The sequence below is a fragment of the Staphylococcus sp. MSU001 genome, assembly GCF_052976705.1.
This window is the reverse complement of record NZ_JBRIKK010000007.1, coordinates 58,252-80,760: the sequence shown is the minus strand read 5'-3', so window position 1 is coordinate 80,760 and position 22,509 is coordinate 58,252. Positions and strand designations below refer to the sequence as shown.

Below are 22,509 nucleotides of genomic sequence, written 5' to 3'. Positions count from 1 at the left end.
TTCTGTTTTTATGTTAAACTATTGATAGGTCATCATATTATATGACACTCATCTTTTTGGGAGGTGTAGTATAATGACGTGGTGGCAAGATGGAATCATAACATTAATTACCGGTGGCATACTCATTGTCTTTCGTATTTGGTTGGAAATAAAATGGAAAGGCAAATAGATGACCAAAAAACCCCAAGTCTGCTGGTACCAGACTTGGGGTTGTGTAGTATAATACGTGGATACAATTAAATTGTAACATTGTACTAAATAGACCGCAAACAATATTATATAAAGTGATGCTATTGAGTGTGGTTCATAGTTTTGTTTTAATTTGATATACTTTTATATTACTGAGGTGAAATAAATGAAACACTTGACTAAAATATTTGTTGGATTAGCTATTGTACTATTTATAGTAGGGTATTATTTACAAGCGACTGATCATGATTCGCAAGGGGTAAAATTATTGCTAGCAGCAATTATGTTCATGATTTGTGCTTTTATTAATAGACATAATGAACGTAAAAAAAAATAGATACATTCATGTGATAAAACTTCAAATATTACTTTAAGTTTTAAGTACATAAAATCAAACAGATGAAGTATATTTTGCTATTTCAACAGTAATTTTAAAAGGATCATTAGTAAATATTTGGCAAAATTTGGTAAAATATTTAATTTTAGGATGAAATTTAGAATTCAAATGAATTCAGTTTCATCCTTTTTGTATATAGATGATATATACAGTATATCTCTTATGAAATAGAGATTTCTACTATTTTTTCCGAAATCACTTTACAAAAGTGTGTATATTGTATATATTATGTATATACAGATGAAAAGGGGGACATCAATGAAAATAATTTTGAAGAACAATAGTGAAAGTCCTATATATGAACAGATTAAACAACAAATTAAAGAAAATGTTTTGAAAGGTTATGTTTCCCCTGGTGAACATCTTCCATCAATGCGTGAGTTAGCTAAAGATTTAAAAGTGAGTTTAATAACGACAAAACGAGCATATGAAGATTTGGAAAAAGATGGGTTTGTAACAACTATTAGAGGTAAAGGAACCTTTGTAAAGGAACAAGATAATTCTATTCTAAAGGAAAAGCAATTTTTTGTTATTGAAAATTTAGCTCACTCTATGTCAAAAGAAGCCAAAACAATTGGAATGCCTTTAGAGGAATTAATAGAAATATTGACTATGATTTATGAGGAGGACGACTAATGAACGCGATAGAACTTAAAGATGTTAATTATCGATCTAACGCATTTCAATTGCAAGATGTCTCCTTCAATGTTCCTAAAGGATATGTTACAGGTTTTATAGGTGGAAATGGTGCGGGGAAAACTACAATAATACGATTAATTATGGATTTAATTCAATCTGAAAGTGGTACGATCAATGTTTTTGAGAAAGATATAAAAATCCATCCTCGTGAAATAAAAAATAAAATTGGATTTGTGTATTCTGAGATTTATTTTAATCAAAAATGGACAGTAAAAAAATTAGAAAATATCATTGCCCCTTTTTATGATCGTTGGGATCATGAAATATTTATAAAGTATTTAAATTTTTTTCAACTTCCATATAAAAATAAAATAAAAACTTTCTCAACTGGTATGAAAATGAAACTATCGTTAGCAATTGCATTCAGTCATCACGCAGAATTATTTATCCTAGATGAACCAACATCAGGGTTAGACCCGTTAATAAGAAATGAATTACTTGAAATTATTCAACAAGAATTGATAGATGAAAATAAGACAGTTTTCTTTTCAACACATATTATTTCTGATTTGGAAAAAATTGCAGATTATATCGTTTTTCTCAGTGAGGGTGAAATCATATTCAATGAGTCTAGGGATAAACTATCGCAAAAATACAAAATCGTTAGTGGTTCTAATGAAGACTTAGATGAAGAGTTGAATGAACTCTTGATATACAAAGAAAGTAAGCAAACAGGCTATATTGGTTTAACAGAATATTATCAAACATTTAATGAATTATTTGGTAGTGGCGTTGAAATAAAAGATGCATCTATAGAGCAATTGATGATTTATTTAGAAAAAAGTAAACAGGAACGAAATACAAATTCAAAACACAAAGTGAGATTTAACTATGAAGCAATTAATGATTAGAAACTTAAAATTACGTAGTTGGACATTAATTCTTTACGCATTATTGCTTTTATTCTTCCCCATTTATCATTTGTTAAATAAAGATACACCATTATATTCAATTATCTCAGGACCAATCGGATTAATACTGACGATGATATGCTTGATAGATATAGGTCATTTATTTAGAGTTAACCGTAGATTAGGTGGTTCATCTTCATATTATTTCTTTTATAGTTTGCCTGTTTCAAAGAAAGATTTGCTTAACGCTAATTACATGACGTGTATTTTATTAACTTTTATAGGTGCGCTTATCATTAGTTTATATGGATACAATACAAGCACAATAAAAACAGATTCGATTTATTTTTCGACGACTTTTTCATTCATTGTAGGAAATTTCTTTTCTATACCTATAGCGTTTAGTAAGAGTACTGAACGTAAAGATCGAGATATCCCATATTTAGCTTATATTGTAGGGATTATGGTGGTTCTGCCATTTACTTTATCGGTCGTTTTCATCTTAATCAATTATCTTACACACAATGATAGCCATATCCCAATGATATACTCATATTTCTTAAATTATGGTCTATTAGTTATAAGTAGCATTTTCTTAGTCATTAATTATTTGATTCAAATTAAAAAAATAAAGAATTAACATTTTTAAGGAGGTCTATGATGAAATTACAACATATCACAAAAAAATATGGTCAAAATACTGTTTTAGACGATATAGATTTTGATTTTGGCGAGAGTCAAATCGTTGGTCTTATCGGTAAAAATGGAGTTGGTAAAACAACTTTGATGAAGGTCATGAATAATAACATTATTAACTATCAAGGAAAGGTCGACATGCCTAAAAGTGAGAATGTTGGCTATTTAATTGAGCATCCTAAGTTATATGGAAATAAGACAGGTTTATTTAACTTAAAATTATTTGCACAAGTATTAGGCGATGGTTTCGATAAGGAATATGCAAATCATATTATTGAAGCTTTTGGAATGAAACCATATATCAAGAAAAAAGTTAACAAATATTCAATGGGAATGAAACAAAAATTATCAATTGCAGTTTCATTAATGAACAAACCTAAATACTTAATTTTAGATGAACCTACAAATGGTATGGATCCAGATGGTTCGATAGATGTACTAAAGACAATTCAATCACTTGTTCAACAATTAGAAATGAAAATATTAATCTCAAGTCATAAATTAGAAGACATTGAATTGATTTGTGATAGAGCAGTATTTCTTAGAGATGGTAAGTTCGTTCAAGATGTAGATATGAAAGATGGGGGACCAGAGGATAGTACCATTCTTACTTTACAAAAAGATGACTTTAATAAAGCTTTAGATTATCTTTCTGAAAACTTTAAAGTACAGCAGTCTCAAAAAGAATCTGGAGAAATTATCATTAAAGCTCAAAATGATTATAGAGAGTTACTTAAATCGTTATCCCAACTAGATATTTATCCAAAATATATTGAAACACGTAAAAGTTCACTACGTGATACTTACTTTAATATTAATCAAAGAGGTGATAAATAATGAAGAGCTTACAATTAGTCAAATATGATTTAATTAGTATACTTAAAAGTCCGTATACTTATTTAGCATTTATACTTGTAATTGGAATGACGGTATTCCAAGCTAGCATGATGGCAAATTACAGTTCTGCACATAAAGTTAATATAGATATGGTTTTTAATTTAGCTAATTGGCTATTCTTGTTTGCTGGACTTTTATTCATTATAAAAACAATAACAAGAGATTACTCACAAGGTACTATACAATTGTTTATGAGCAGAATAACTAGCAGAATGGGCTATATCATTACTAAAACAGTATCTATTGTATTAATTTCATTCTTATTTACAATTATTCACTACTTGGTAATAATTATTATACAATCTACAACTAAAAGTGAAAAAATGGATGGAGATAGATTTTTAAATAATATTTGGTTTTACCTTATTTTCTTTTTATTCTTTGGATTATTCTTATTATTAATCACTTTAATAGTAGAAAAACCTGCTGTCATATTTACTCTAGGTATTTTCTTAATACTCATCGTTCCGTTTATTCAGCCATTTATTCCAATGATTCCGAATATTGGCGATGATATTCAAGATTCCTTTAAATATATACCATTTACGTATTTAACTGAAAAAATGACTGGTGAGATTAAATTCTCTCATTGGCAATGGTTTATCTCTATTGCATCAATAGTGGTCTTATTTATTGCAAATATGTTATATGCCTCAAAGAGAGATATTTAAATAATAAAACGCGGAGAAGTTAGTTAAGTGACTCAGACATATAAAAATTGTTTAGTCATTAATTAAAATTTATGAGGTGTATTTTATAGGGTGGGACATAGAATTCATGACGAGTTCTGTCCCACTCGTTTTATTTATATACAAGTAGATTTATTATTGAGTTAAAACTTATTCCTAAATATTGAATTAATTTTATACCTTTGACTAATAATGATATGTGTTTCTTTAAGTCAATCCTCAAAAATTAGGATGGGTTTTATCTGGCAACTTATTACTTCTAATTTTATTGACAAAATTTGTACTTCTTTTGCTTTTGGTCCCCAAACTGTTAATCGTTTGAATAAATCGTTCATGAAGACAAAGATAGGGATAGCACTTGATTAACTATTTGTTAAATATTGATCAATCAGATGTGTATCATCATCGCTATGAAAAACTCTTGCTTCGATGTTCAGAAATTCAATAATATACTTTAATATTGGAATGTTAATCATGGCATCGCCATACCAATACTCTTTAATTATAAGCACCTTAGAATAATTCGATTCTCTTAATTGATTTAAACGTGCATCATTAAGTGGTAAGTGAAAGAAATTATAAATGGATAATAAATTGTCTTTATTTACTTGTATTTCTTTAATGAATTCATTGAGTGTTTGACTTTTATTAAAATAAGTTTTTAAATTTCTTATATAAAAACCCTCTCTTGAATAATTTAAAATGTTATATCAAATTTTTGAGTTTAAAGAAATTAAAATAACTTAATATATGTATATTAAATAATGTGACTATCTTGTTAGATGAAACTACATTGTGCATATGCTATATTAATTAGAACAAGAGTGAAAGTGGTGACTCAGGTGCGAATTCAAAGTAGATGGTTAATATTCGCTATTTTTTTAACTGGAGCTATTTCTTTATTGATAGGTTTGACTTATTACAAAAGTATAAAATCTGTGGATTTATCTGGTTACAGTGTGAATCATATTAGTTTAAATCATGGTTTTAATCAAAAAGGATTTGTGGTTAATAAGAAAATTAAGTTAGATAGATATACCTTTTACAATGATAAAAATCATAAAGATTTTACAGTAAAAGTAAAAAATAAAACGCATAAGGTTAAAGGCATGGTTTTAGTCAAAGATGATAAAGTTCAAACAAATTTTGGTGTTAAAATGGGTGACCCAATTGATAAAGTCATCAATAAATTGGGAGAAAACTACAAGATTAATAAAGTAGGTAAAAATTATCACTCAATGACATATGTAGACCGTTTTAATAAACTGAAATTAAACATTTTATATAAAGATAACATTGTTAAAAGAATTGAGTTCTTTAGTAAATAATAATCAAAAAAGTATTAGATATTTTTTAGTTCAGATTGAGAGCGTGCGTAAATATGGATAAAATAACCTTCTTAAATGAATTAGAATTAGCTTTAGATGATTTACCTAGAGAAGAAAAAGATAGTATTATGCACAAGTATGAAAACTTATTCTATGAAGAAGAGTTGAAAGGGATTAGTGAATCACAAATTATAAAAAAGTTAAATGATCCTTATCATATTTCCAAAGAAGTAAAAGCTAGAAGTGCTATTCATTATGCTAGTTACAAACCAACCTTAGCAAACATCGTAAGAGCAATACTAGCATCGTTAAGTCTTGGTATTTTGTCGTTATTTATTATTTTAATACCGGTTGTTATCATTGCATTACTTATTCTACTCTGTTTCCTTATTTCTATTTGTTTTATCTTTGCACCATTTGTTTTATTATTTTATTCAGTATTACATGGTTTCGAAAATGCTATAAGTAATGTGTTTTTTTCAATTTCTTTTACAGGTTTAGGAATTATGTTTATTGTTATTACTTTGAAAATTGGTGAAATAATTCATAAACTTATTTTGAAATATCTTCTTTGGTATATAAAGACTGTTAAAGGAAGCGTTAAAGAATGAAAAAGCTTTTTATTAGTGGTTTAATCATATTTATCATTTTCTTTGCTAGTGGTACTATGACGTGGTTTACTATAGATAAAAACAAATACGATAATCGACATTATAACAAAACTATAAATAGTAAAATTGAACATTTATCAATAAGTACAGTAACAACCAATGTTAATGTAATTTCTGGGAAAAAATTAGCTGTTTATTTTACTGGAGATAATAAAATAAATGTTACAAAAAATAATAAAAGGTTAAGTATTAAAGAAAAACGTGCAGTAGATAGAGGATATGGATTAAATTTTAATCCATTTCACTCAAATAATAGGAAGCTAACAATTGTTGTACCAGAAAAAGACCTTAAATCTCTTAATATTCAATCGTTATTGGGAGAAATTGATTTAAATCAAGTGAATTTGAAACATGTTTCATTGGAAACAGATAGAATTATACAACTTAAACGGTCTGAACTCAATCAGCTAAATATCGAATCCTCTAAAGCAAATTTTTATATTACAGACTGTTTAATCAGGGAAGGTCGTATGAAGCTTGATAAGGGCTTAACTCATGTTAAAAATAGTACATTAAGTGATACTGTTTTCTTGGTTAATAGAGGTGATATTTCCATGACGGACATGAAATCTAGCAATGATATAAAAGCTTCTACACAAAAAGGTAATATTAATTATCATTTTGGCGAAAAACCCAAAAACACCTTGCTTAAACTTCATCCTGGTCATGGAAATAAAGAAATTAAAAATCGATATTTCGACAAAGGAAAAGTAGGAAACAGCGATAATATATTGGAATTTTACACTGTAGATGGCGATATTATAATTGAATAAATAATATAAATTATTCGACCCTTTGATTTATTAAGATAGGGTCGAATTTTTAATTAGTATGTGGCAAAAGTTAATGGTGTATCTATTTCGCCTTCAAAGTAATTTATATTCAATTTCTCACCTTTTAACCAATTAGAGAAATTGATTGAGGTTGGATGACTGTTTTGACCTAATGCCATCCATGCTATTAATGAATTAGGTTCATATAGTGAAGTATGAATTGTACCAGACCAACTCTTAAATAGTTTGCTATAGATTTCGTATTGCGGGTCGTTAAATAATTTGAATGCGATATCTTTGTTTGTAGAAGGAGTTGTTTTATTTATTACACGATTTAAGCGTTCTTTAGATTCTCTTGTATAATTTCTATTTTCATGGGTAAGCAATTCAAAATGATTTGTACATATATGTTCATACCTTACATCTATTGATCGAGGTGTAACTTCGACAATGGCATAATTCGAATGTCTATCCATTAGTATATAACTGAATGAACTACGGTGCGGTACTTCTTTTAAAAATTTGATTGCTTCAGTTACATTTTTGCAGTTTTCAAGTATAAGCCGACCAACCATGTAACATACAAATCCATTTTCAGGCTTTTTACGATGCATAAAATTATATGCCATAACTAAACCATACTCGTTCATACCATCCATTCTACCAGTCACTCTTGAAGTCGGTCCTATTTGAGATAATCCCCCGTCATTAGGTTGAAATAATAAGTATCTACCATCATATGTTGCAGGATGATAATCATAATTTCGAACTAAAAAATCACTACCTTTATATACTGTGCAGCCACTGTCCTTTAAATCAGTAAATCGATAATGGCCAAAATTTAAAATCATTTGTTTTGTAGGTAGATTCAATACATCTTGCATGCCAATTATTTCTTCCCAAATCTGTGGTGAATAGACTTGAAATATATCATAGGTTTCTTTGACATCAATATCAAAACGTGGAATTCTCTTTCGCCATTCTTTATTTCGATTTTTTAATAAAGGAGTGGTTTGTAACCAAAGAGCAGTCTTTACTCCTAAATCATAGTGCGAACCGCGATGAGTCATTATATCAGAACGTACTTTTTGCATTTTATAATCTCTCCTTATATTTTTACTTCAATGTAATATAAAAGTAACTTAGTATTAATTGAACTTGATTTGTGTAAATCATACAATCTAAATTAAGACAATGACATTATCTCAATAGGAGTGATCATTCTGAATATTGATAATTACAAAGTAATCACTGATAAATTAAAATCTTGGTTGCTAAGTTGATTTGTGTGTACCATGATTAAAGAAATCATTTAATTGTTTCATTTTAAGCATCTTTAGTTGATATATTATCATAATTTATATTCATATTTAGAATAATTATCCGTAAAAAGGGTATATATTTAATGACAAAGTTAAGTATGCTATCATTATGAAATGTAGCTATGCATATTAATTATAGAGGTGAAAACTAATGTGGAACTTTATTAAAGGGTTATTCAAATTTGTCTTTAGTTTATTAGCTATTACTACAGTAGTAGTAGGCATCGGTGTAGTTGCCTTTGCTTATATTTTTAAAAAAGACTTTGAAGATATCGAAAGAAAAACGAAAGAAATCGTTTCTGATATCGAAAACAACAATTAATTTATAATAATTTAGGAATAAGCCTGTACATCATTGAGATGTGTAGGCTTATTTTTATTAGTTGATTTTACCAATTATCAGTCAAAATTAATTATTGAATTCTAAAATTAATAATTAAATGGTTTCATTCAGAAAGTCTTTAGATAACGCTAAGTATGTTTGTGGTTATATAAGTGTAAAATGAAAAAATTAATAACAAATTCTCTTGTAATCTTTATATAAAAGAAATATCTATAATATCTAAAAATGAAACTTTATGACGTTCTCTTGAATGAGGAGCAGTACCTTCAATCTCATAATTCATTGAATCAATCCGATGTATAATGAGCTCTATAAAGTTAATATATCCTTCTTCGTAATATTTGATATTGACTGGGCGTGATTGTTGTAGTGCTTCATGTAAATGTATATTTAGTTGCGAAAGTTGGTCGTCTGAAAGCACTGGTCTGCTCACTTTATTTTGATCTATCATATATTGATAAATTGTTTCAAACTGTTCTGGTAAAGTTGCGAATGGTTATATATATATTGAAGGATATAGACTATTTTGTTTAAAATGAATCATATTTTAAGAAAAAATGAACAAAGTAAAAATATTAAATAGTCTTTTTTTATTACGTGTAATAAGTTTAATATGTATGATGTAAAAAGAGTTCGAATAGTGTATACTTATACTATTAAAATTAGAAATGAGATTATTATGAAAATAGTAGAAGTAAAATCTAAGAATGGTATCAATTTTATGATTTTAGATGGTAATAATGAACCTATAGTAGATGCAGTAAGATATTTGAAGTATCTGGATAGTGTTAATAAAAGTTTAAATACCAAGAAAACCTATGCCTATGCACTAAAAAAATTTTTTGTTTACTTAGAAAGTAAAAAGATATGCTATAAAGAAGTTAGTTTTGATAACTTTGTTGATTTTATAAGATGGATGAAAACACCTTTTGAATATGAGAATGTCCTCTCTTATCACCGAAAAGGAAAAAGCATTAGTCCTAAGACAATTAATCTGACTATTACTGTAGTATCTAATTTTTATGATTATCTCTATAGGAGCAAAAAATTAGATGTTAATTTCTATGATTTTATACATACGGAAAGTAAATACTCTAAAAAATATAAAAGTTTCATGCATCACGTAAACAAGGACTATGGAATGTTGAAAAATATTTTGAAAGTAAAAGAACCAAAGAAAAAACTAGAAGTGTTAACCAATGTTGAGGTTAAGAAATTATTAGGAGCAGCTAATAATATTAGAGATAAATTCTTAATACAATTATTATATGAAACAGGATTACGTATAGGTGAGGTATTATCATTACGCATTGATGATATCAAATTTGATTTTAGAAAAGGTCACCAAATAGTTTTGAAAAATAGATTTAATAGCAATGGTACTTATTTAAAAACTGGTGAAAGAAAAATATTTATTTCTCAATCGTTAATTGATTTATATGACGATTATGTGTACGAAATAATTGACGAACTTTCCATATGTTCTGATTATCTTTTTGTAAAAATAAAGGGTAGAAATGTAGGAGAAGCTATGCATTATAGTGATATATATTCATTATTTAAAAGGCTAAAACATAAAACATCTATAAATGTTCACCCCCATTTATTTCGCCATACACATGCAACTGTTTTTTATAATGAAACTAAGGATATTAAACAAGTTCAAGAAAGACTCGGTCATAGTAATATACAAACGACTATTAATTTATATGTTCATCCCACTGAAGAAGATATACGTGAAGATTGGAATAAAGTTAAGCATCAATTTCAAGTTTTTAATAAAGGGGAATAACTATGTCAATACCAATTAATTTGCCTACAAACAGTACTATGATTAATGAATTATGTACATTACAAAGTAGAACTATAAACATAAAAGGAGAAGTGCTAATAACTGAAATATATGATGATTACTTTTTAAAAAATGATGAATGGCACATTTCAGCTTTTAACAAGTTCGAGCAATTTCAAGATAGTATCAAGAACTATAAAGACAAAAGAAAAAATATTTTCTTTAGGATTAAAAGTGAAAATTTGAATTTAGAATTTAAATACCTTTTTTTGAAACTTATAGTTAAAGAGGATTGGTCTTTATCTAATGTATTTAATACTGGAGCAGTGAAACTTAACAAGATTGCTGAGTTCTTTAATGAAGTTTATCCAAATTTAAATTCTTTACTAGATTGTGATATTAATATGTTAGAAAAGTACTGGTTTAGTTGGTTGACTAAAAATAATATACCTATAAAAAGAAAATCATCAACAATAGTTTTTGGTGATTATGAACATAAAAGTGGACTAGCTTCTTTTTTAAAGAATATGTATATTAATCTAAATAAATTTATTGATAAGCGAGAAGAATGGGAAAAAGATAAATGGGATATTAGAAATTTAGAAAAATATGGATTGAGTTATAATAAAACACTAACTGGTAATTATTTGAACTTTGAAAAAATTGAGTCAATTAAAATGCGAGAATTAGCAAAAAAATATTTAAAAAATCGTTTGATAACTGGTGATATAGCATTTGCTACAGCAAGATTTTATATAAGAGTTTTGACTAGGTTTTTTCAAAATATATCTAAAAATAAAGAAACAAGGAATAGTTTAAATGAACTAGATAGATGTCATATCGAAGCATATATAGAATTTTTATTTGAATATGCTAATAGTAAAAATGTGCAAAGTTCTAGGAACTTCGTTAGAGAAGAATTAAAAGCAATTAGAAGGTTCTTAAATGATATTGCTAGTCAAAATTATGATATAGCCCCCTCTGAAGATATACGTTTTTTAATTTATCCTCAAGACTTTCCTAAGCGCGAAAAGAAAAATAGTAGCCAAATTGATTATATCCCAGATTTTGTATTGGAACAGCTTTTTGAGCATATAAATGATTTGCACAAAGATTTAATACCTGTAGTTTGGATAGCTTTTAAAACAGGACTAAGAATTTCTGATGTATTAACATTAAAAAATAATTGTCTTGCAAAAGTTAATGGAAAGTTTTCAATAATTACTGATATTGCTAAAACTTTTGTTAAAGGACATAGGATACCAATCGATAATGAATTAGCTGATATAGTAGCAGTTTTAATAGCCAATTCTAAAATTAAAAGTACAAAAGATAACAACCCTAATAATTATATTTTTGCTATTCATAAAGGAAAAAGAAAAGGAATGCCCTTTACACAGCATATGGTCAGAGCACACTTAAATCATTTAGCAAAAACAAAAAATATTCTTGATGAACAAGGTGAAGTCTTCCATTTCAAAACTCATCAGTTTAGACATACTTATGCAGTGAAATTGTTAAATGGTGGAGCAGATATATTAACCATACAAGAATTATTAGCACATTCCTCACCAGAAATGACACTCAGATATGCTAAGTTACTTGATGATACAAAAAGAAAGGCTTTTGAATCAGTTATTGATCAAGGGGCTTTTAGTTTTGATGTTGACGGTAAAATTAAAAATATACAGCATAGTAGTGAATTATCAGAAAAAGCATTGAATTCTTTATGGCAAGAACATAAATTAAACGCAATGGACAATCCTTATGGTACTTGTCATGCTAGATTGAGCGGTGATTGTCCATATATGGAAGCTCCGCCATGCTTAACTTGTAATTCTGGGAAACCATGTAAGGATCTAGCTATTGGATTTTCTGATTTAGATGTTGAAAAATATGAATTACATATCAAATCAACGGTCAAATCCATAGAATTAGCTAAAAATAATAATAGACAAGATATAGTTGAAAAACATACTAATATATTAAATAAATATGAAGAAATACTAGGTAATATAAAAGATGGAAACATTATATTCGGGAGAAGTAATAGAATAAAAGTATAGAGGTTAAGATGGAAAAATTTAATAGACAAGAACAATTAAAACAGTTGCATGCAGAACGAAAAGTTAAAACCGAGAAAAAAGTTGATAAAGCAATAAATGATTTAGTTCAAAAAAATAAAGAAATTAACTTTAACATCGTTTCTAAACATTCAAAAGTTTCGAAAGCTACATTATATAAAAATAATAAAATTCGAAAGAAAATAGAGAAGTTACGTGAACAAAACAGAGAAATATTTGTTCATAAAAATAAAAATGACGGTAAAGATGCGTTAATCTCCTCTTTAAAAAGAAAAGTAAATTCTTTAGAAAAAGAGAAAAAAATGTTGAAAGAAGAAATTAGCGTTTTATATTCTAGGCTGTATGAGGATATTTAAAATAATGGACAATAAAATTGAAAAGATTCTAGAAGATATTAATAAATTACAAGGCTATAAAGTAACATATCAATATGCTACTGCTATAAATATAAAAGATAATAACATGAACCCTTGGTTTGAAAAAATTGAGGAAATTCTATTGAATGTAAAAGGAGTTATACGCATTTTATCTCCTGACAACCCCCCGGTAAATTATGATTATTGGATTTTACCTGGAAGATATAAAAGACATACAAAAGAATATCACGAAAAACTAGAAAAATTTTTAGAAAAATTTGCTACTAATGCAAATATTAATGATGGATTGTTTGATCAAAATAATATACATGGATACAAATATAAAAAATATATATTCACTCCACATATTGAAATTACTCATGAGAACACTTTGAATTTATTTTTTTTAACCTTAACTATATTTAACAATGGTACATTTGTTATAGAAATCATTGAAGACTTAGAGAGTATAAACTTTGGAAGCGACTTGTATAGTACTTTCTCATGTGTAAAAGATAAGATATATCCTCTAATTAATCAAGAAAAAAATAATAGACAAAGACAGTATCAATTGTATGGTAATAGACATTGTAAAAATATTAGAGATGTTTCTAGACAAATTAATAGAATTATAAAAATTAATAGTAAGGATATTTTTGAATATAAAGTATCTAAAAATATGGGTTTTGAAGTTTATTATTTAGCTAATGAAAATGAATTTACTGATGATCCTTTCTATGAGGACGTGAAGATTCAAGAGTGGTTAGTAAATGCGCCTATTTTTTCATTTGAAGGAAAAAGTAAACATTTTAGGCAAGATGGTTATAGCGATAATTATATAAACTTCTTGAATAAAGCATCTGTTTTTGTAGTTTGGATGGATGAGCAAGAAGGAGATGTTTTAGAAAAATGTTCTCAAATGGCACTTTATTTCAATAGTTCTGCTAATTTCTTTTTCTTAGAAACTATGTTAAATGAATTACAATTGTATGGGTATCAACAATATAATTTAAATGGAAAAAAAGAAGCCCTATATTTTAGACAATGGATACTAAATTTCAAGAGATCTATTGCAATTATTTATAGAACAGAGCTTTTACCTAGTTTATATTTATATTTGTATCTAAAGAATAATAATGATTTTAAATCTCCACAATATATTGAAGAATTAAACAAAGAAGAATTATCACTAATTGAATTGGAGCAGTCATATAAGGAAGAAGAAAGAAGCGAAAAATTAAATAAACTTTTGTTAATAATAAGTCTTTTATCAATTTTCCAAGTAGTAGAAATTTTTTTCAGTGATAAAAATAATATATTTAATATCAGTATGATACTTATAATGATTTTGCTAGAAGTATTTCGAAAAAGGTAATTATAAGAACACTATTTAAACTTTTTAAAAGTTTAAATAGTGTTAAGTGATACTACAAACGTTAGCATTATTTAAATTATATATATTATTGTTAGTATCAGAAAAGGAAAATGTATTACTAATTTCATCCTTTTTTAAAATTTTTCCTGTATATTTTGAAATGTTACCGTCTTCCCAATATGAGATTGTACATAACTCATCATTTTGAATTTTTATTTGAAAAATCTGATCTAAATTATCTAATGAATCATGTGTTAGCAATGGTTTTTCTATTTTATTTTGATCCTTTATAATTTGTTCTAAAATTTCAAACTGTTGCGGGAGAGTCGCAAAAGCTTGCCATTTGATTTTTCCACGCCCTTGAGGGATTTTAGGGTTTAAATATTTTCTTGGTATTTTTCTATAATCAGTTTCATATTTATATTCATCTGGCGCATTAGGATTTGGAATCATGTTTACCACCTCATCATCATTGTAGAACGTATGTTCCTTTTTGGCAAGGATTATATAATTTTTTAATGTGATTAATTAATTAATTTAAAATAAGTTATTTTCTATATGGAAAAGTTGAGTAAAATTATCGAGCATTTATAATTATAGTAACTGGAATTATGATGTTTGGTATGTTAATAGTATTTTCTCTTTTAAAAAATGTGAACATAAAAAAATAGAACATATATAATTATAAATAATATATATGTTCTTCGATATTATGAAGTTTTATGAAAGATAGAATTATATCAGTTTTTGTAGTACATTTAGACTATTAAAATTTGTTTATTACATTCTTGGCGGTTTCACTTATCAATTTATCATTAGGTTTATCACTTTTATTGTCTTTATTCGTAAAAATGACTAAAATAATAGGTTCAGATTGGTTCTTAGGATAAATAAAAGCTACATCATTTCTAGAAGCATATGTTATTGCTTGACCACTTTTATCAGCAACCTTATAGTCTTTTGGAACACCATCTTTAATTAAAGTGTCTCCGTTTTTATTATTTAACATTAAATCAAGTAAGAAATTTTTATTTTTTTTGCTTAATTTTCCATTTGCGATAAGTTTATTTAAAGTCTTGCCGAAAGCAGCAGGCGTTGAAGTATCTTTTTTGCTCTTTGGTGAATAGTAATTTAATTCTATTTCATATCTAACTGGATTTGTTACTTTATCTCCCAATTTTTTTAAACGTTTTTTAATTTTTTTGATTCCACCGATTTCGTTTATAATTTTATTGTTTGCTGTATTATCACTATACTTCATTGAAGCCTCAATAAGTTCTTTTAAAGTGATATCTTTTCCTACATATTTTTCTAAAATAGGAGAATAAGCAACTATATCATCTTTGTTAATATGTACTTTTTTATTTAACTTATTATAAGGTACTTGTTCTAACAAAATAGCACTATTTATCGCTTTTGAAGTTGAAGCATAGGCAAATCTCTTATCGGCATTAAATTTTACTTCCTTACCACTTTTAGTATCTAATGCATAGACACCAATATTAGCATTATATTTCTTTTCTAAATTATTTAACTCTTTAGCATGTGAACTGGTTGAATTACATGCACTTAAAACTAAAGCAATTGCAATTAAAAGTATTAACTTTTTCAAAATATACCCTCCAATATTACAGTTGTAATTTCTATAAATCAATAATATTACAATTGTAATATTCGCGTCAATAGTTTATTATAAATATTTGAAAGAAGGTGTTGAAATGGCTAAGTTATTAATAATGAGCATAGTAAGCTTTTGTTTTATATTTCTATTGTTATTATTTTTTAGGTACATATTAAAACGCTATTTTAATTATATGTTAAATTATAAAGTTTGGTATCTAACTCTTCTTGCAGGATTAATTCCTTTCATCCCTATTAAATTCTCTTTTTTTAAATTTAATAATTTGAATAATCAAGAGCCCACAGTTGAAAGTAATTCACACAATTTGAATCCTAACATAAATACCACTAAACCTGTTCATGAGTTTACAACAGACATCCATAAGTTTAATTGGGATTCAATAGATAATATCTGCACAGTTATTTGGATAGTTTTAGTTATTATTTTAAGTTTTAAATTTTTAAATTCTTTATTATATCTTAAGTATTTAAAGAAACAGTCACTTTATCTAAATGAAAAAGAAAAAGATAAAATAAACAAGATACTTTTCAATCATCAATATAAAAGAAATATTGTGATTCGAAAAGCAGAATCTATTCATTCTCCAATAACTTTTTGGTATGGAAAATATATTATTTTGATTCCCAGTTTATATTTTAAAAGTATAAATGACAAAAAACTAAAATATATAATATTGCACGAGTATGCTCATGCTAAAAACAGAGATACTTTGCATTTAATTATCTTTCATATTTTTTCTATTGCTATGAGTTATAATCCACTAATACAAATTGTAAAAAGAAAGATGATTCATGACAATGAAGTAGAAGCCGATAGATTTGTCCTTAATAATATTAACAAAAATGAATTTAAGTCTTATGCGGAAGCTATTATGGATTCCGTATTAAAAACCTCATTTTTCAACAAAAATATATTAAGCCATTCATTTAATGGTAAAAAATCATTACTCAAAAGAAGATTAATTAATATAAAAGAAGGCAATCTGAAGAAGCAGTCAAAATTAATTCTAATTTTTATTTGTATTTTTACTTTTTTTATCATGATAATTCAAAGCCAGTTTTTAATGGGGCAATCCTTAACTGATTATAATTATAAAAAGCCCTTACAAAGCGATTACCAAATTTTAGATGAAAGTAAAAATTTTGGTTCAAATAGTGGATCTTTCGTTATGTACAGCATGAAGAAAGACAAATACTATATTTATAATGAAAAAGAAAGTAGAAAAAGATATTCTCCTGATTCAACTTACAAAATTTATTTAGCACTGTTTGGACTTGACCGTCATATTATAAGTGATAAAAATTCACGTATGTCATGGAATCATAATCATTATCCTTTCGATTCTTGGAATAAGGATCAAGATTTAAATACGGCAATACAAAACTCAGTTAATTGGTACTTCGAACGTATTAGTAATCAATTATCAAAGAACTATACTTCTGATCAACTCAAGCAATTAAATTATGGTAATAAAAATTTGGGAAGTTATAAAGCCTATTGGTTGGAAGATAGTTTGAAAATATCTAATCTTGAACAAGTAATAGTTTTAAAAAATATGATGGAACAAAATAACCATTTTAGTAAAAATGAAAAGAAACAATTATCTTCTTCGTTATTGATTAGAAAAAATGAAAATTATGAATTGTATGGGAAAACAGGTACAGGTATAGTAAACGGGAAATATAATAATGGGTGGTTTGTAGGTTACGTAATTACAAATCATGATAAGTATTATTTTTCTACACATTTATCAGATGAAAAAGCCTCTGGTGAAAATGCTAAATTCATAAATGAAAAAATATTAAAAGAAATGGGTGTTTTAAATGGCCAATAAGCAAGTTGAAATATCTATGGCTGAATGGGATGTTATGAATATAATATGGAATAAAAAATCAGTATCAGCTAATGAAATTGTAGTTGAGATTCAAAAAAATAAAGAAGTTAGCGATAAGACGATTAGAACATTAATTACAAGACTATATAAAAAAGAGATTATAAAACGCTATAAATATAATAATATTTATTTTTACTCATCAATTATTAAAGAAGATGATATTAAAATGAAAACTGCTAAAACCTTTCTTAATAAATTGTATGGAGGGGATATGAAAAGTTTAGTGCTTAATTTTGCGAAAAATGAAGAATTAAATAACAAAGAAATTGAAGAATTGCGAGACATTTTAAATGATATTAGTAAAAAATAAATAGATATAGGGTTCAAACATAATACATATATAAATTATGTTTGAACCCTATTAAATTAGATTTTTTATGAGATTAGTACATATAATAAATGCTGCCCATTTAACCATACCACGACCGGTAGGAATATTTTTATCTAACATGTCTCGTGGTATATTACGGTAATCCATTTCATTAAATATATCTTTCATTATTCAATCACCTCAATCTTTATAGTATCATTATACGAACATTTGTTCTGTTTTTCAATATAAAGTTTTTAGCAATATAATTGTTCGTGATGTTTTAGTGTGATAGAAGTAATTTCTAATTTGATTTCGTTACTATAAGTTGTAAGGTGATATGTAAAATGACTTTTCGTTGTAAATTAAACATACTTAAAGGTAAAATTGAATCAATGATTAATGATTTTATGGAGGTTTTGGTATGACATTAGGTTATATAGGTTCTTATACTAAAAAGAATGGTAAAGGTATATATCGCTTCAAATTAAATGACGAAACAGGAGTCATTGAAGCGTTAGAAACTGGTTATGAAATTGAAGCGTCAACTTATCTTACTCGTAAGGAATCGTTTTTATATGCGATTACTAAAGAAGGTGAAGAATGTGGTGTAGCTAGTTTTAACATTAAAGAAGATGGACAACTGGAATTAATTAATAAATGTCTAGCATCAAAACAGGGAACTGGCTGTTACATTCAAGTGTCTAGTAATGGTAAATATTTATTTGAAGCGGTTTATGGTGCAGGACTTGCAAGGATTTATAAATTAAATGAAATTACGGGAGCAATAGAGAAATTAATAGAAGAACTTGCGCATGAATTTCCAACTGGCTCACATGAAAGACAAGATTCATCACATGTTCATTTTTTAAATGAAACACCTGATCATAAGTATGTTGTAGCTACTGATTTAGGTACAGATAGAGTTGTAACATACAAATTTGGTGAGGATGGTTTAAACCAATATGCAGTTTCTCAATTCAATAATTCAGACGGACCTCGTCACATCGCTTTTAGTAAAGATGGGCGACACGCGTATATCGTTCATGAGCTATCAAATGAGGTGAGTGTTACAGAATACCAAGATGGTAAGTTCATTGAGCTAGAAAGACATTCAACTATTCCAAGAGACTTTGATGGGGAATCAAAACTAGCAGCAGTAAGACTATCACATGATGGGAAGCACTTATATATAAGTAATAGAGGGCATGATAGTATTGCTATTTTTGAAGTTTTAAAAGATGGCAGGTCACTGAGAAGTATTGAAATACAACCAAGTTACGATGCCTTTCCAAGAGACTTTAATATAACTGAATCAGATAATTATTTAATTTGCGCACATCAAGAAGGGGAATCAAAAGTTTCAATTTTTGAGCGTGATAACATAACTGGCAAACTTTCATTAAAAGATAAAAAAGCTATAGCTAATGAAGGTGTCTGTGTACTACTATAAGATGTCTTTGAATAATATAAAAGCGATATAAAAGCCCTTGAGTGATTATGAGATTAAAAAACAAAACTCTGTATATCACTCAAGGGCAATTCATATGGAGATAACTAACACTAGTTCTTGAAGAAGGTTTTAATATATTTAAATTTACCTTTGTATGGAGGGAAAAATAAACTCGATTCTAGACGTGTAGATTTAAATGTATATGATTTCATATGACTAAATGTATCAAAGGAATACTTACCATGATATTGACCTATGCCTGAAGAACCTACGCCACCGAAAGGTAAGTTAGGATTAGCTAAATGCATTAACGTATCGTTAATTGCACCACCCCCAAATGATAATTCTTCAAGCACTCTATGTGTCATGTTTTCATCTTCGCTAAAAAGATACAAACTTAATGGTTTTGATTTACTTTGGATGATTTCAAGTACTTCATCGAAATTATCATAAGTAATGATAGGCAAAATGGGACCGAATATTTCTTCTTTCATGATTTTATTGTCATTGGTTATGTTATCCAAAAGAGTTGGTTCAATATATAAATCTTCCTTAGAACTATTACCTCCAAAAACAACATTATCTTTATGAATTTGAAGTAAGTCATTCAAGCGATTAAAGTGCTTTTGATTAACAATTCGTCCGAAATCAGGGCTTTTTTCAATATTTTCTCCGTAAAATTCAGTAATTGTTTTTTTAAGCGCTTTTATTAAATCATTTTTAACTTTCCGCTGAACTAATATATAATCTGGAGCGACACACGTTTGACCAGCATTTGTAAATTTACCAAAACTAATACGCTCACTCGCTACTTTGATATTGGCTGTATCATCGACAATAACAGGTGATTTACCGCCAAGTTCAAGAGTAACTGGAATTAATTTTCTTGCTGCAGCTTCATAGACAATTTTTCCGACTTTTTCACTTCCAGTAAAGAATATATAATCAAATGGTAAACTTAATAACGTTTGAGTTTCTTCAATGCCACCTTCAACAACAGAGACGTATGTTTCATCAAATGTATCTTCAATGATGTCCCTAATCACAATAGCAACATGAGGTGTTAACTCTGAAGGTTTAACTATAGCAGTATTTCCGGCAGCTATTGCTCCTATGAGAGGTTCGAAAACTAATTGAACCGGATAATTAAATGGTCCTATAATAAGCACCGTACCGTAAGGTTCTTTTTTAATATAACTCTTTGTAGGGAATAAGTAGAGTGGTGTATCCGTTTGTTTGGTTTTCGACCAATTTTTTAACTCTTTGCGCATTAGTTTTATGCTTTTCAAAAGTATACCTATTTCAGTTGCGTATGCTTCAACCTTACTTTTACCTAAATCTTTATATAAGGCATCTAATAATTCATTTTCATGATTTTTGATATTTTTACTTAGTAATTTAAGTTGTTGTTTTCGGAATTTAAGGTTTTTTGTTTTATGCGTATTAAAAAAAGCTTTACAATTGTTAAATTTATCTCTAATTATTGTCATAAAATTACCTCCAAATTATTTTTTTGGTAAAGAGGTTGAGATAGTCCTGAATATATTAAATGAGAACATAAAAGGATTAGTGATTATTTCTTCTTAAATATAAAAATTTTGTTTAAAAAGTTACAAAAAGGGAGTGGAATAGAATTCATATCGAATTCTTAGTCCACTCCTGAAATTTAGAACTAACAATTTAATAACACCTGATATCAATGTGTTATTAAATCAATCAACTACTGAGAAATTACTCTAGGATGAAAAAATATATCGTGGGCAACAACATAGTTTTAATGCTTTTAAAATTATTGTGTTAAAACTTCAGTGATTTGAGGAACAACTTGTTTTTTTCGTGATACAACGCCAGATAAGAAAGCCATACCATCATCTAGTTGTACTTTAAATGCTTCTCCAACTTTATCTTTTTCAGCACCAACTACAAGGATTTTAGAATCGCTGTTAATAATATCAGTAACTACAAGAACGAATAAATCGTATTTTTCATTGGCACTCATTTCTAACATAACTTTTTCAAATTCATCTTTACGATCTAAAACTTCATCAATATCTACAGTATTGACTTGAGCAATACGTGTTACATAATCTCCCATATTGAATGATTTAGCATCCATATTGACAAGTGTTTCAGCAGATTTGTCTGTAGTTGAAGCACCTGCTTTTAACATTTCTAAACCATATGCTTCTAAATCAACATTTGCAATATCTTTAAGTGCTTGAGCAGCATCTACATCTTCTTTTGTGCAGGTAGGTGATTTAAATAATAAACTATCAGAAATGATAGCTGAAATCATAAGTCCAGCGATTTCTGGTTTGATTTCAAATCCACGCTCTTTATACATTTTATATAAAATTGTTGCACTACAACCAACAGGTTCTGCTCTATAGTATAAAGGGCCAGCTGTTTCAAAGTTAGAAATTCTATGATGATCTATCACATGTTTAATTGTTGCGTTTGAAATGGTATCTGCACTTTGTTGAAACTCGTTATGGTCGACTAAAATAACATCTTGTCCTTTTAAATCTTCGTTTAATAATTCTGGAGCTTCTACGTTAAAATGATCTAGTGCAAATTGAGTTTCCGCACTTATTTCACCTAAGCGATAAGCTTTTGCTTCAGTATTACCAGTTTGTTGCTCAAAATCAGCCATAATTAAAGCTGAAGAAATAGCATCAGTATCTGGATTTTTGTGACCGAAAATAAAAGTTTTTGTCATTTTCAATATCTCCTTATACATATATTGTT

At 27.5% G+C, this 22,509-nt stretch carries 24 protein-coding genes and 2 pseudogenes; 18 read left to right on the top strand and 8 right to left on the bottom strand.

From position 1 onward, the window contains the following. Positions 1–73 precede the first annotated feature (73 nt). The 7 genes from ACVBFA_RS04815 (at position 74) to pmtD (ending at position 4,400) form a co-directional block, all read left to right on the top strand. Positions 74–169: a Trp-rich small protein gene (locus ACVBFA_RS04815; protein ID WP_002440392.1), complete on the top strand. Its 96-nt coding sequence runs from the start codon at positions 74–76 to the stop codon at positions 167–169. Between the two features lie 186 nt (positions 170–355). Then, positions 356–526, top strand: a complete 171-nt coding sequence (locus tag ACVBFA_RS04810) for an SE1626 family protein (RefSeq protein WP_002447489.1) — start codon at positions 356–358, stop codon at positions 524–526. 318 nt (positions 527–844) lie between these two features. Beyond that, a complete protein-coding gene (pmtR, locus tag ACVBFA_RS04805; protein WP_001830364.1) occupies positions 845–1,222 on the top strand; it encodes a PSM export ABC transporter transcriptional regulator PmtR in 378 nt (125 codons plus the stop codon). Then, positions 1,222–2,136 (top strand): phenol-soluble modulin export ABC transporter ATP-binding protein PmtA, encoded by a 915-nt coding sequence (gene pmtA / locus ACVBFA_RS04800; protein ID WP_126122670.1) that lies wholly within the window; start codon positions 1,222–1,224, stop codon positions 2,134–2,136. The genes pmtR and pmtA overlap by 1 nt, the downstream gene beginning before the upstream one ends. After that, positions 2,117–2,776: a phenol-soluble modulin export ABC transporter permease subunit PmtB gene (gene pmtB / locus ACVBFA_RS04795; protein WP_002495664.1), complete on the top strand. Its 660-nt coding sequence runs from the start codon at positions 2,117–2,119 to the stop codon at positions 2,774–2,776. Before pmtA ends, pmtB begins: the two co-directional genes overlap by 20 nt. A gap of 20 nt (positions 2,777–2,796) precedes the next feature. Continuing rightward, positions 2,797–3,669, top strand: a complete 873-nt coding sequence (pmtC, locus tag ACVBFA_RS04790) for a phenol-soluble modulin export ABC transporter ATP-binding protein PmtC (protein ID WP_002457923.1) — start codon at positions 2,797–2,799, stop codon at positions 3,667–3,669. Next, positions 3,669–4,400, top strand: a complete 732-nt coding sequence (pmtD, locus tag ACVBFA_RS04785; RefSeq protein ID WP_002487326.1) for a phenol-soluble modulin export ABC transporter permease subunit PmtD — start codon at positions 3,669–3,671, stop codon at positions 4,398–4,400. Before pmtC ends, pmtD begins: the two co-directional genes overlap by 1 nt. Positions 4,401–4,530: 130 nt before the next feature. Here pmtD and ACVBFA_RS04780 read toward each other — a convergent pair. After that, positions 4,531–5,092 (bottom strand): annotated as a pseudogene (locus tag ACVBFA_RS04780) (thioredoxin family protein). A 168-nt stretch (positions 5,093–5,260) separates the two neighbouring features. On the opposite strand from ACVBFA_RS04780, the gene ACVBFA_RS04775 reads away from it, so the two are divergent. Genes ACVBFA_RS04775 through ACVBFA_RS04765 form a run of 3 tightly spaced genes read left to right on the top strand, consistent with a single transcriptional unit; the run spans position 5,261 to position 7,190 of the window. Beyond that, positions 5,261–5,746: a hypothetical protein gene (locus ACVBFA_RS04775; RefSeq protein ID WP_164539682.1), complete on the top strand. Its 486-nt coding sequence runs from the start codon at positions 5,261–5,263 to the stop codon at positions 5,744–5,746. Between the two features lie 53 nt (positions 5,747–5,799). Beyond that, positions 5,800–6,357, top strand: coding sequence for a DUF1700 domain-containing protein (locus ACVBFA_RS04770; RefSeq protein ID WP_002447480.1), 558 nt, complete (start codon positions 5,800–5,802; stop codon positions 6,355–6,357). Beyond that, a complete protein-coding gene (locus ACVBFA_RS04765) occupies positions 6,354–7,190 on the top strand; it encodes a DUF4097 family beta strand repeat-containing protein (RefSeq protein WP_002447479.1) in 837 nt (278 codons plus the stop codon). The genes ACVBFA_RS04770 and ACVBFA_RS04765 overlap by 4 nt, the downstream gene beginning before the upstream one ends. 53 nt (positions 7,191–7,243) lie before the next feature. Here ACVBFA_RS04765 and ACVBFA_RS04760 read toward each other — a convergent pair whose 3' ends face one another. Beyond that, positions 7,244–8,284, bottom strand: a complete 1,041-nt coding sequence (locus tag ACVBFA_RS04760; RefSeq protein ID WP_002447478.1) for a C45 family autoproteolytic acyltransferase/hydolase — start codon at positions 8,282–8,284, stop codon at positions 7,244–7,246. A gap of 379 nt (positions 8,285–8,663) precedes the next feature. Between ACVBFA_RS04760 and ACVBFA_RS04755 the strand changes: the two genes are divergently transcribed. After that, positions 8,664–8,834, top strand: a complete 171-nt coding sequence (locus tag ACVBFA_RS04755) for a hypothetical protein (RefSeq protein ID WP_001830431.1) — start codon at positions 8,664–8,666, stop codon at positions 8,832–8,834. A 214-nt stretch (positions 8,835–9,048) separates the two neighbouring features. Here ACVBFA_RS04755 and ACVBFA_RS04750 read toward each other — a convergent pair. Continuing rightward, positions 9,049–9,351, bottom strand: a pseudogene (locus tag ACVBFA_RS04750) (YolD-like family protein); the annotation flags it as partial. Positions 9,352–9,534: 183 nt separating this feature from the next. Here ACVBFA_RS04750 and ACVBFA_RS04745 point away from each other — a divergent pair. Genes ACVBFA_RS04745 through ACVBFA_RS04730 form a run of 4 tightly spaced genes read left to right on the top strand, consistent with a single transcriptional unit; the run spans position 9,535 to position 14,462 of the window. Beyond that, a complete protein-coding gene (locus ACVBFA_RS04745; protein ID WP_000706211.1) occupies positions 9,535–10,647 on the top strand; it encodes a tyrosine-type recombinase/integrase in 1,113 nt (370 codons plus the stop codon). A 2-nt stretch (positions 10,648–10,649) separates the two neighbouring features. After that, positions 10,650–12,713, top strand: a complete 2,064-nt coding sequence (locus ACVBFA_RS04740; RefSeq protein WP_000026854.1) for a tyrosine-type recombinase/integrase — start codon at positions 10,650–10,652, stop codon at positions 12,711–12,713. An 8-nt stretch (positions 12,714–12,721) separates the two neighbouring features. Beyond that, positions 12,722–13,087 (top strand): DUF6262 family protein, encoded by a 366-nt coding sequence (locus ACVBFA_RS04735; protein ID WP_000410574.1) that lies wholly within the window; start codon positions 12,722–12,724, stop codon positions 13,085–13,087. Between the two features lie 4 nt (positions 13,088–13,091). Further along, positions 13,092–14,462, top strand: a complete 1,371-nt coding sequence (locus ACVBFA_RS04730) for a hypothetical protein (RefSeq protein ID WP_049434754.1) — start codon at positions 13,092–13,094, stop codon at positions 14,460–14,462. A gap of 42 nt (positions 14,463–14,504) precedes the next feature. Here ACVBFA_RS04730 and ACVBFA_RS04725 read toward each other — a convergent pair whose 3' ends face one another. Further along, positions 14,505–14,915, bottom strand: coding sequence for a YolD-like family protein (locus tag ACVBFA_RS04725; protein ID WP_000612779.1), 411 nt, complete (start codon positions 14,913–14,915; stop codon positions 14,505–14,507). A 313-nt stretch (positions 14,916–15,228) separates the two neighbouring features. Then, a complete protein-coding gene (blaZ, locus tag ACVBFA_RS04720) occupies positions 15,229–16,074 on the bottom strand; it encodes a penicillin-hydrolyzing class A beta-lactamase BlaZ (protein WP_000733621.1) in 846 nt (281 codons plus the stop codon). Between the two features lie 106 nt (positions 16,075–16,180). Here blaZ and blaR1 point away from each other — a divergent pair, with 106 nt between their 5' ends. Next, positions 16,181–17,938, top strand: a complete 1,758-nt coding sequence (gene blaR1 / locus ACVBFA_RS04715; protein ID WP_001096367.1) for a beta-lactam sensor/signal transducer BlaR1 — start codon at positions 16,181–16,183, stop codon at positions 17,936–17,938. Next, entirely contained in the window at positions 17,928–18,308 is a 381-nt protein-coding gene (gene blaI, locus ACVBFA_RS04710) for a penicillinase repressor BlaI (RefSeq protein WP_001284658.1), read from the top strand. The genes blaR1 and blaI overlap by 11 nt, the downstream gene beginning before the upstream one ends. A gap of 51 nt (positions 18,309–18,359) precedes the next feature. Here the strand turns inward: blaI and ACVBFA_RS04705 are convergent, their stop codons facing one another. Next, complete coding sequence (locus ACVBFA_RS04705) at positions 18,360–18,497, bottom strand: hypothetical protein (RefSeq protein WP_002494118.1); 138 nt, start codon at positions 18,495–18,497, stop codon at positions 18,360–18,362. Positions 18,498–18,732: 235 nt separating this feature from the next. Between ACVBFA_RS04705 and pglS the strand changes: the two genes are divergently transcribed. Beyond that, positions 18,733–19,761 (top strand): 6-phosphogluconolactonase, encoded by a 1,029-nt coding sequence (gene pglS, locus ACVBFA_RS04700; protein ID WP_002491495.1) that lies wholly within the window; start codon positions 18,733–18,735, stop codon positions 19,759–19,761. A 110-nt stretch (positions 19,762–19,871) separates the two neighbouring features. Here the strand turns inward: pglS and ACVBFA_RS04695 are convergent, their stop codons facing one another. Both ACVBFA_RS04695 and ACVBFA_RS04690 read right to left on the bottom strand, forming a co-directional pair. Then, complete coding sequence (locus ACVBFA_RS04695) at positions 19,872–21,251, bottom strand: aldehyde dehydrogenase (protein ID WP_126122233.1); 1,380 nt, start codon at positions 21,249–21,251, stop codon at positions 19,872–19,874. A gap of 299 nt (positions 21,252–21,550) precedes the next feature. Further along, a complete protein-coding gene (locus ACVBFA_RS04690) occupies positions 21,551–22,480 on the bottom strand; it encodes a manganese-dependent inorganic pyrophosphatase (protein ID WP_002458565.1) in 930 nt (309 codons plus the stop codon). Positions 22,481–22,509 lie beyond the last annotated feature (29 nt).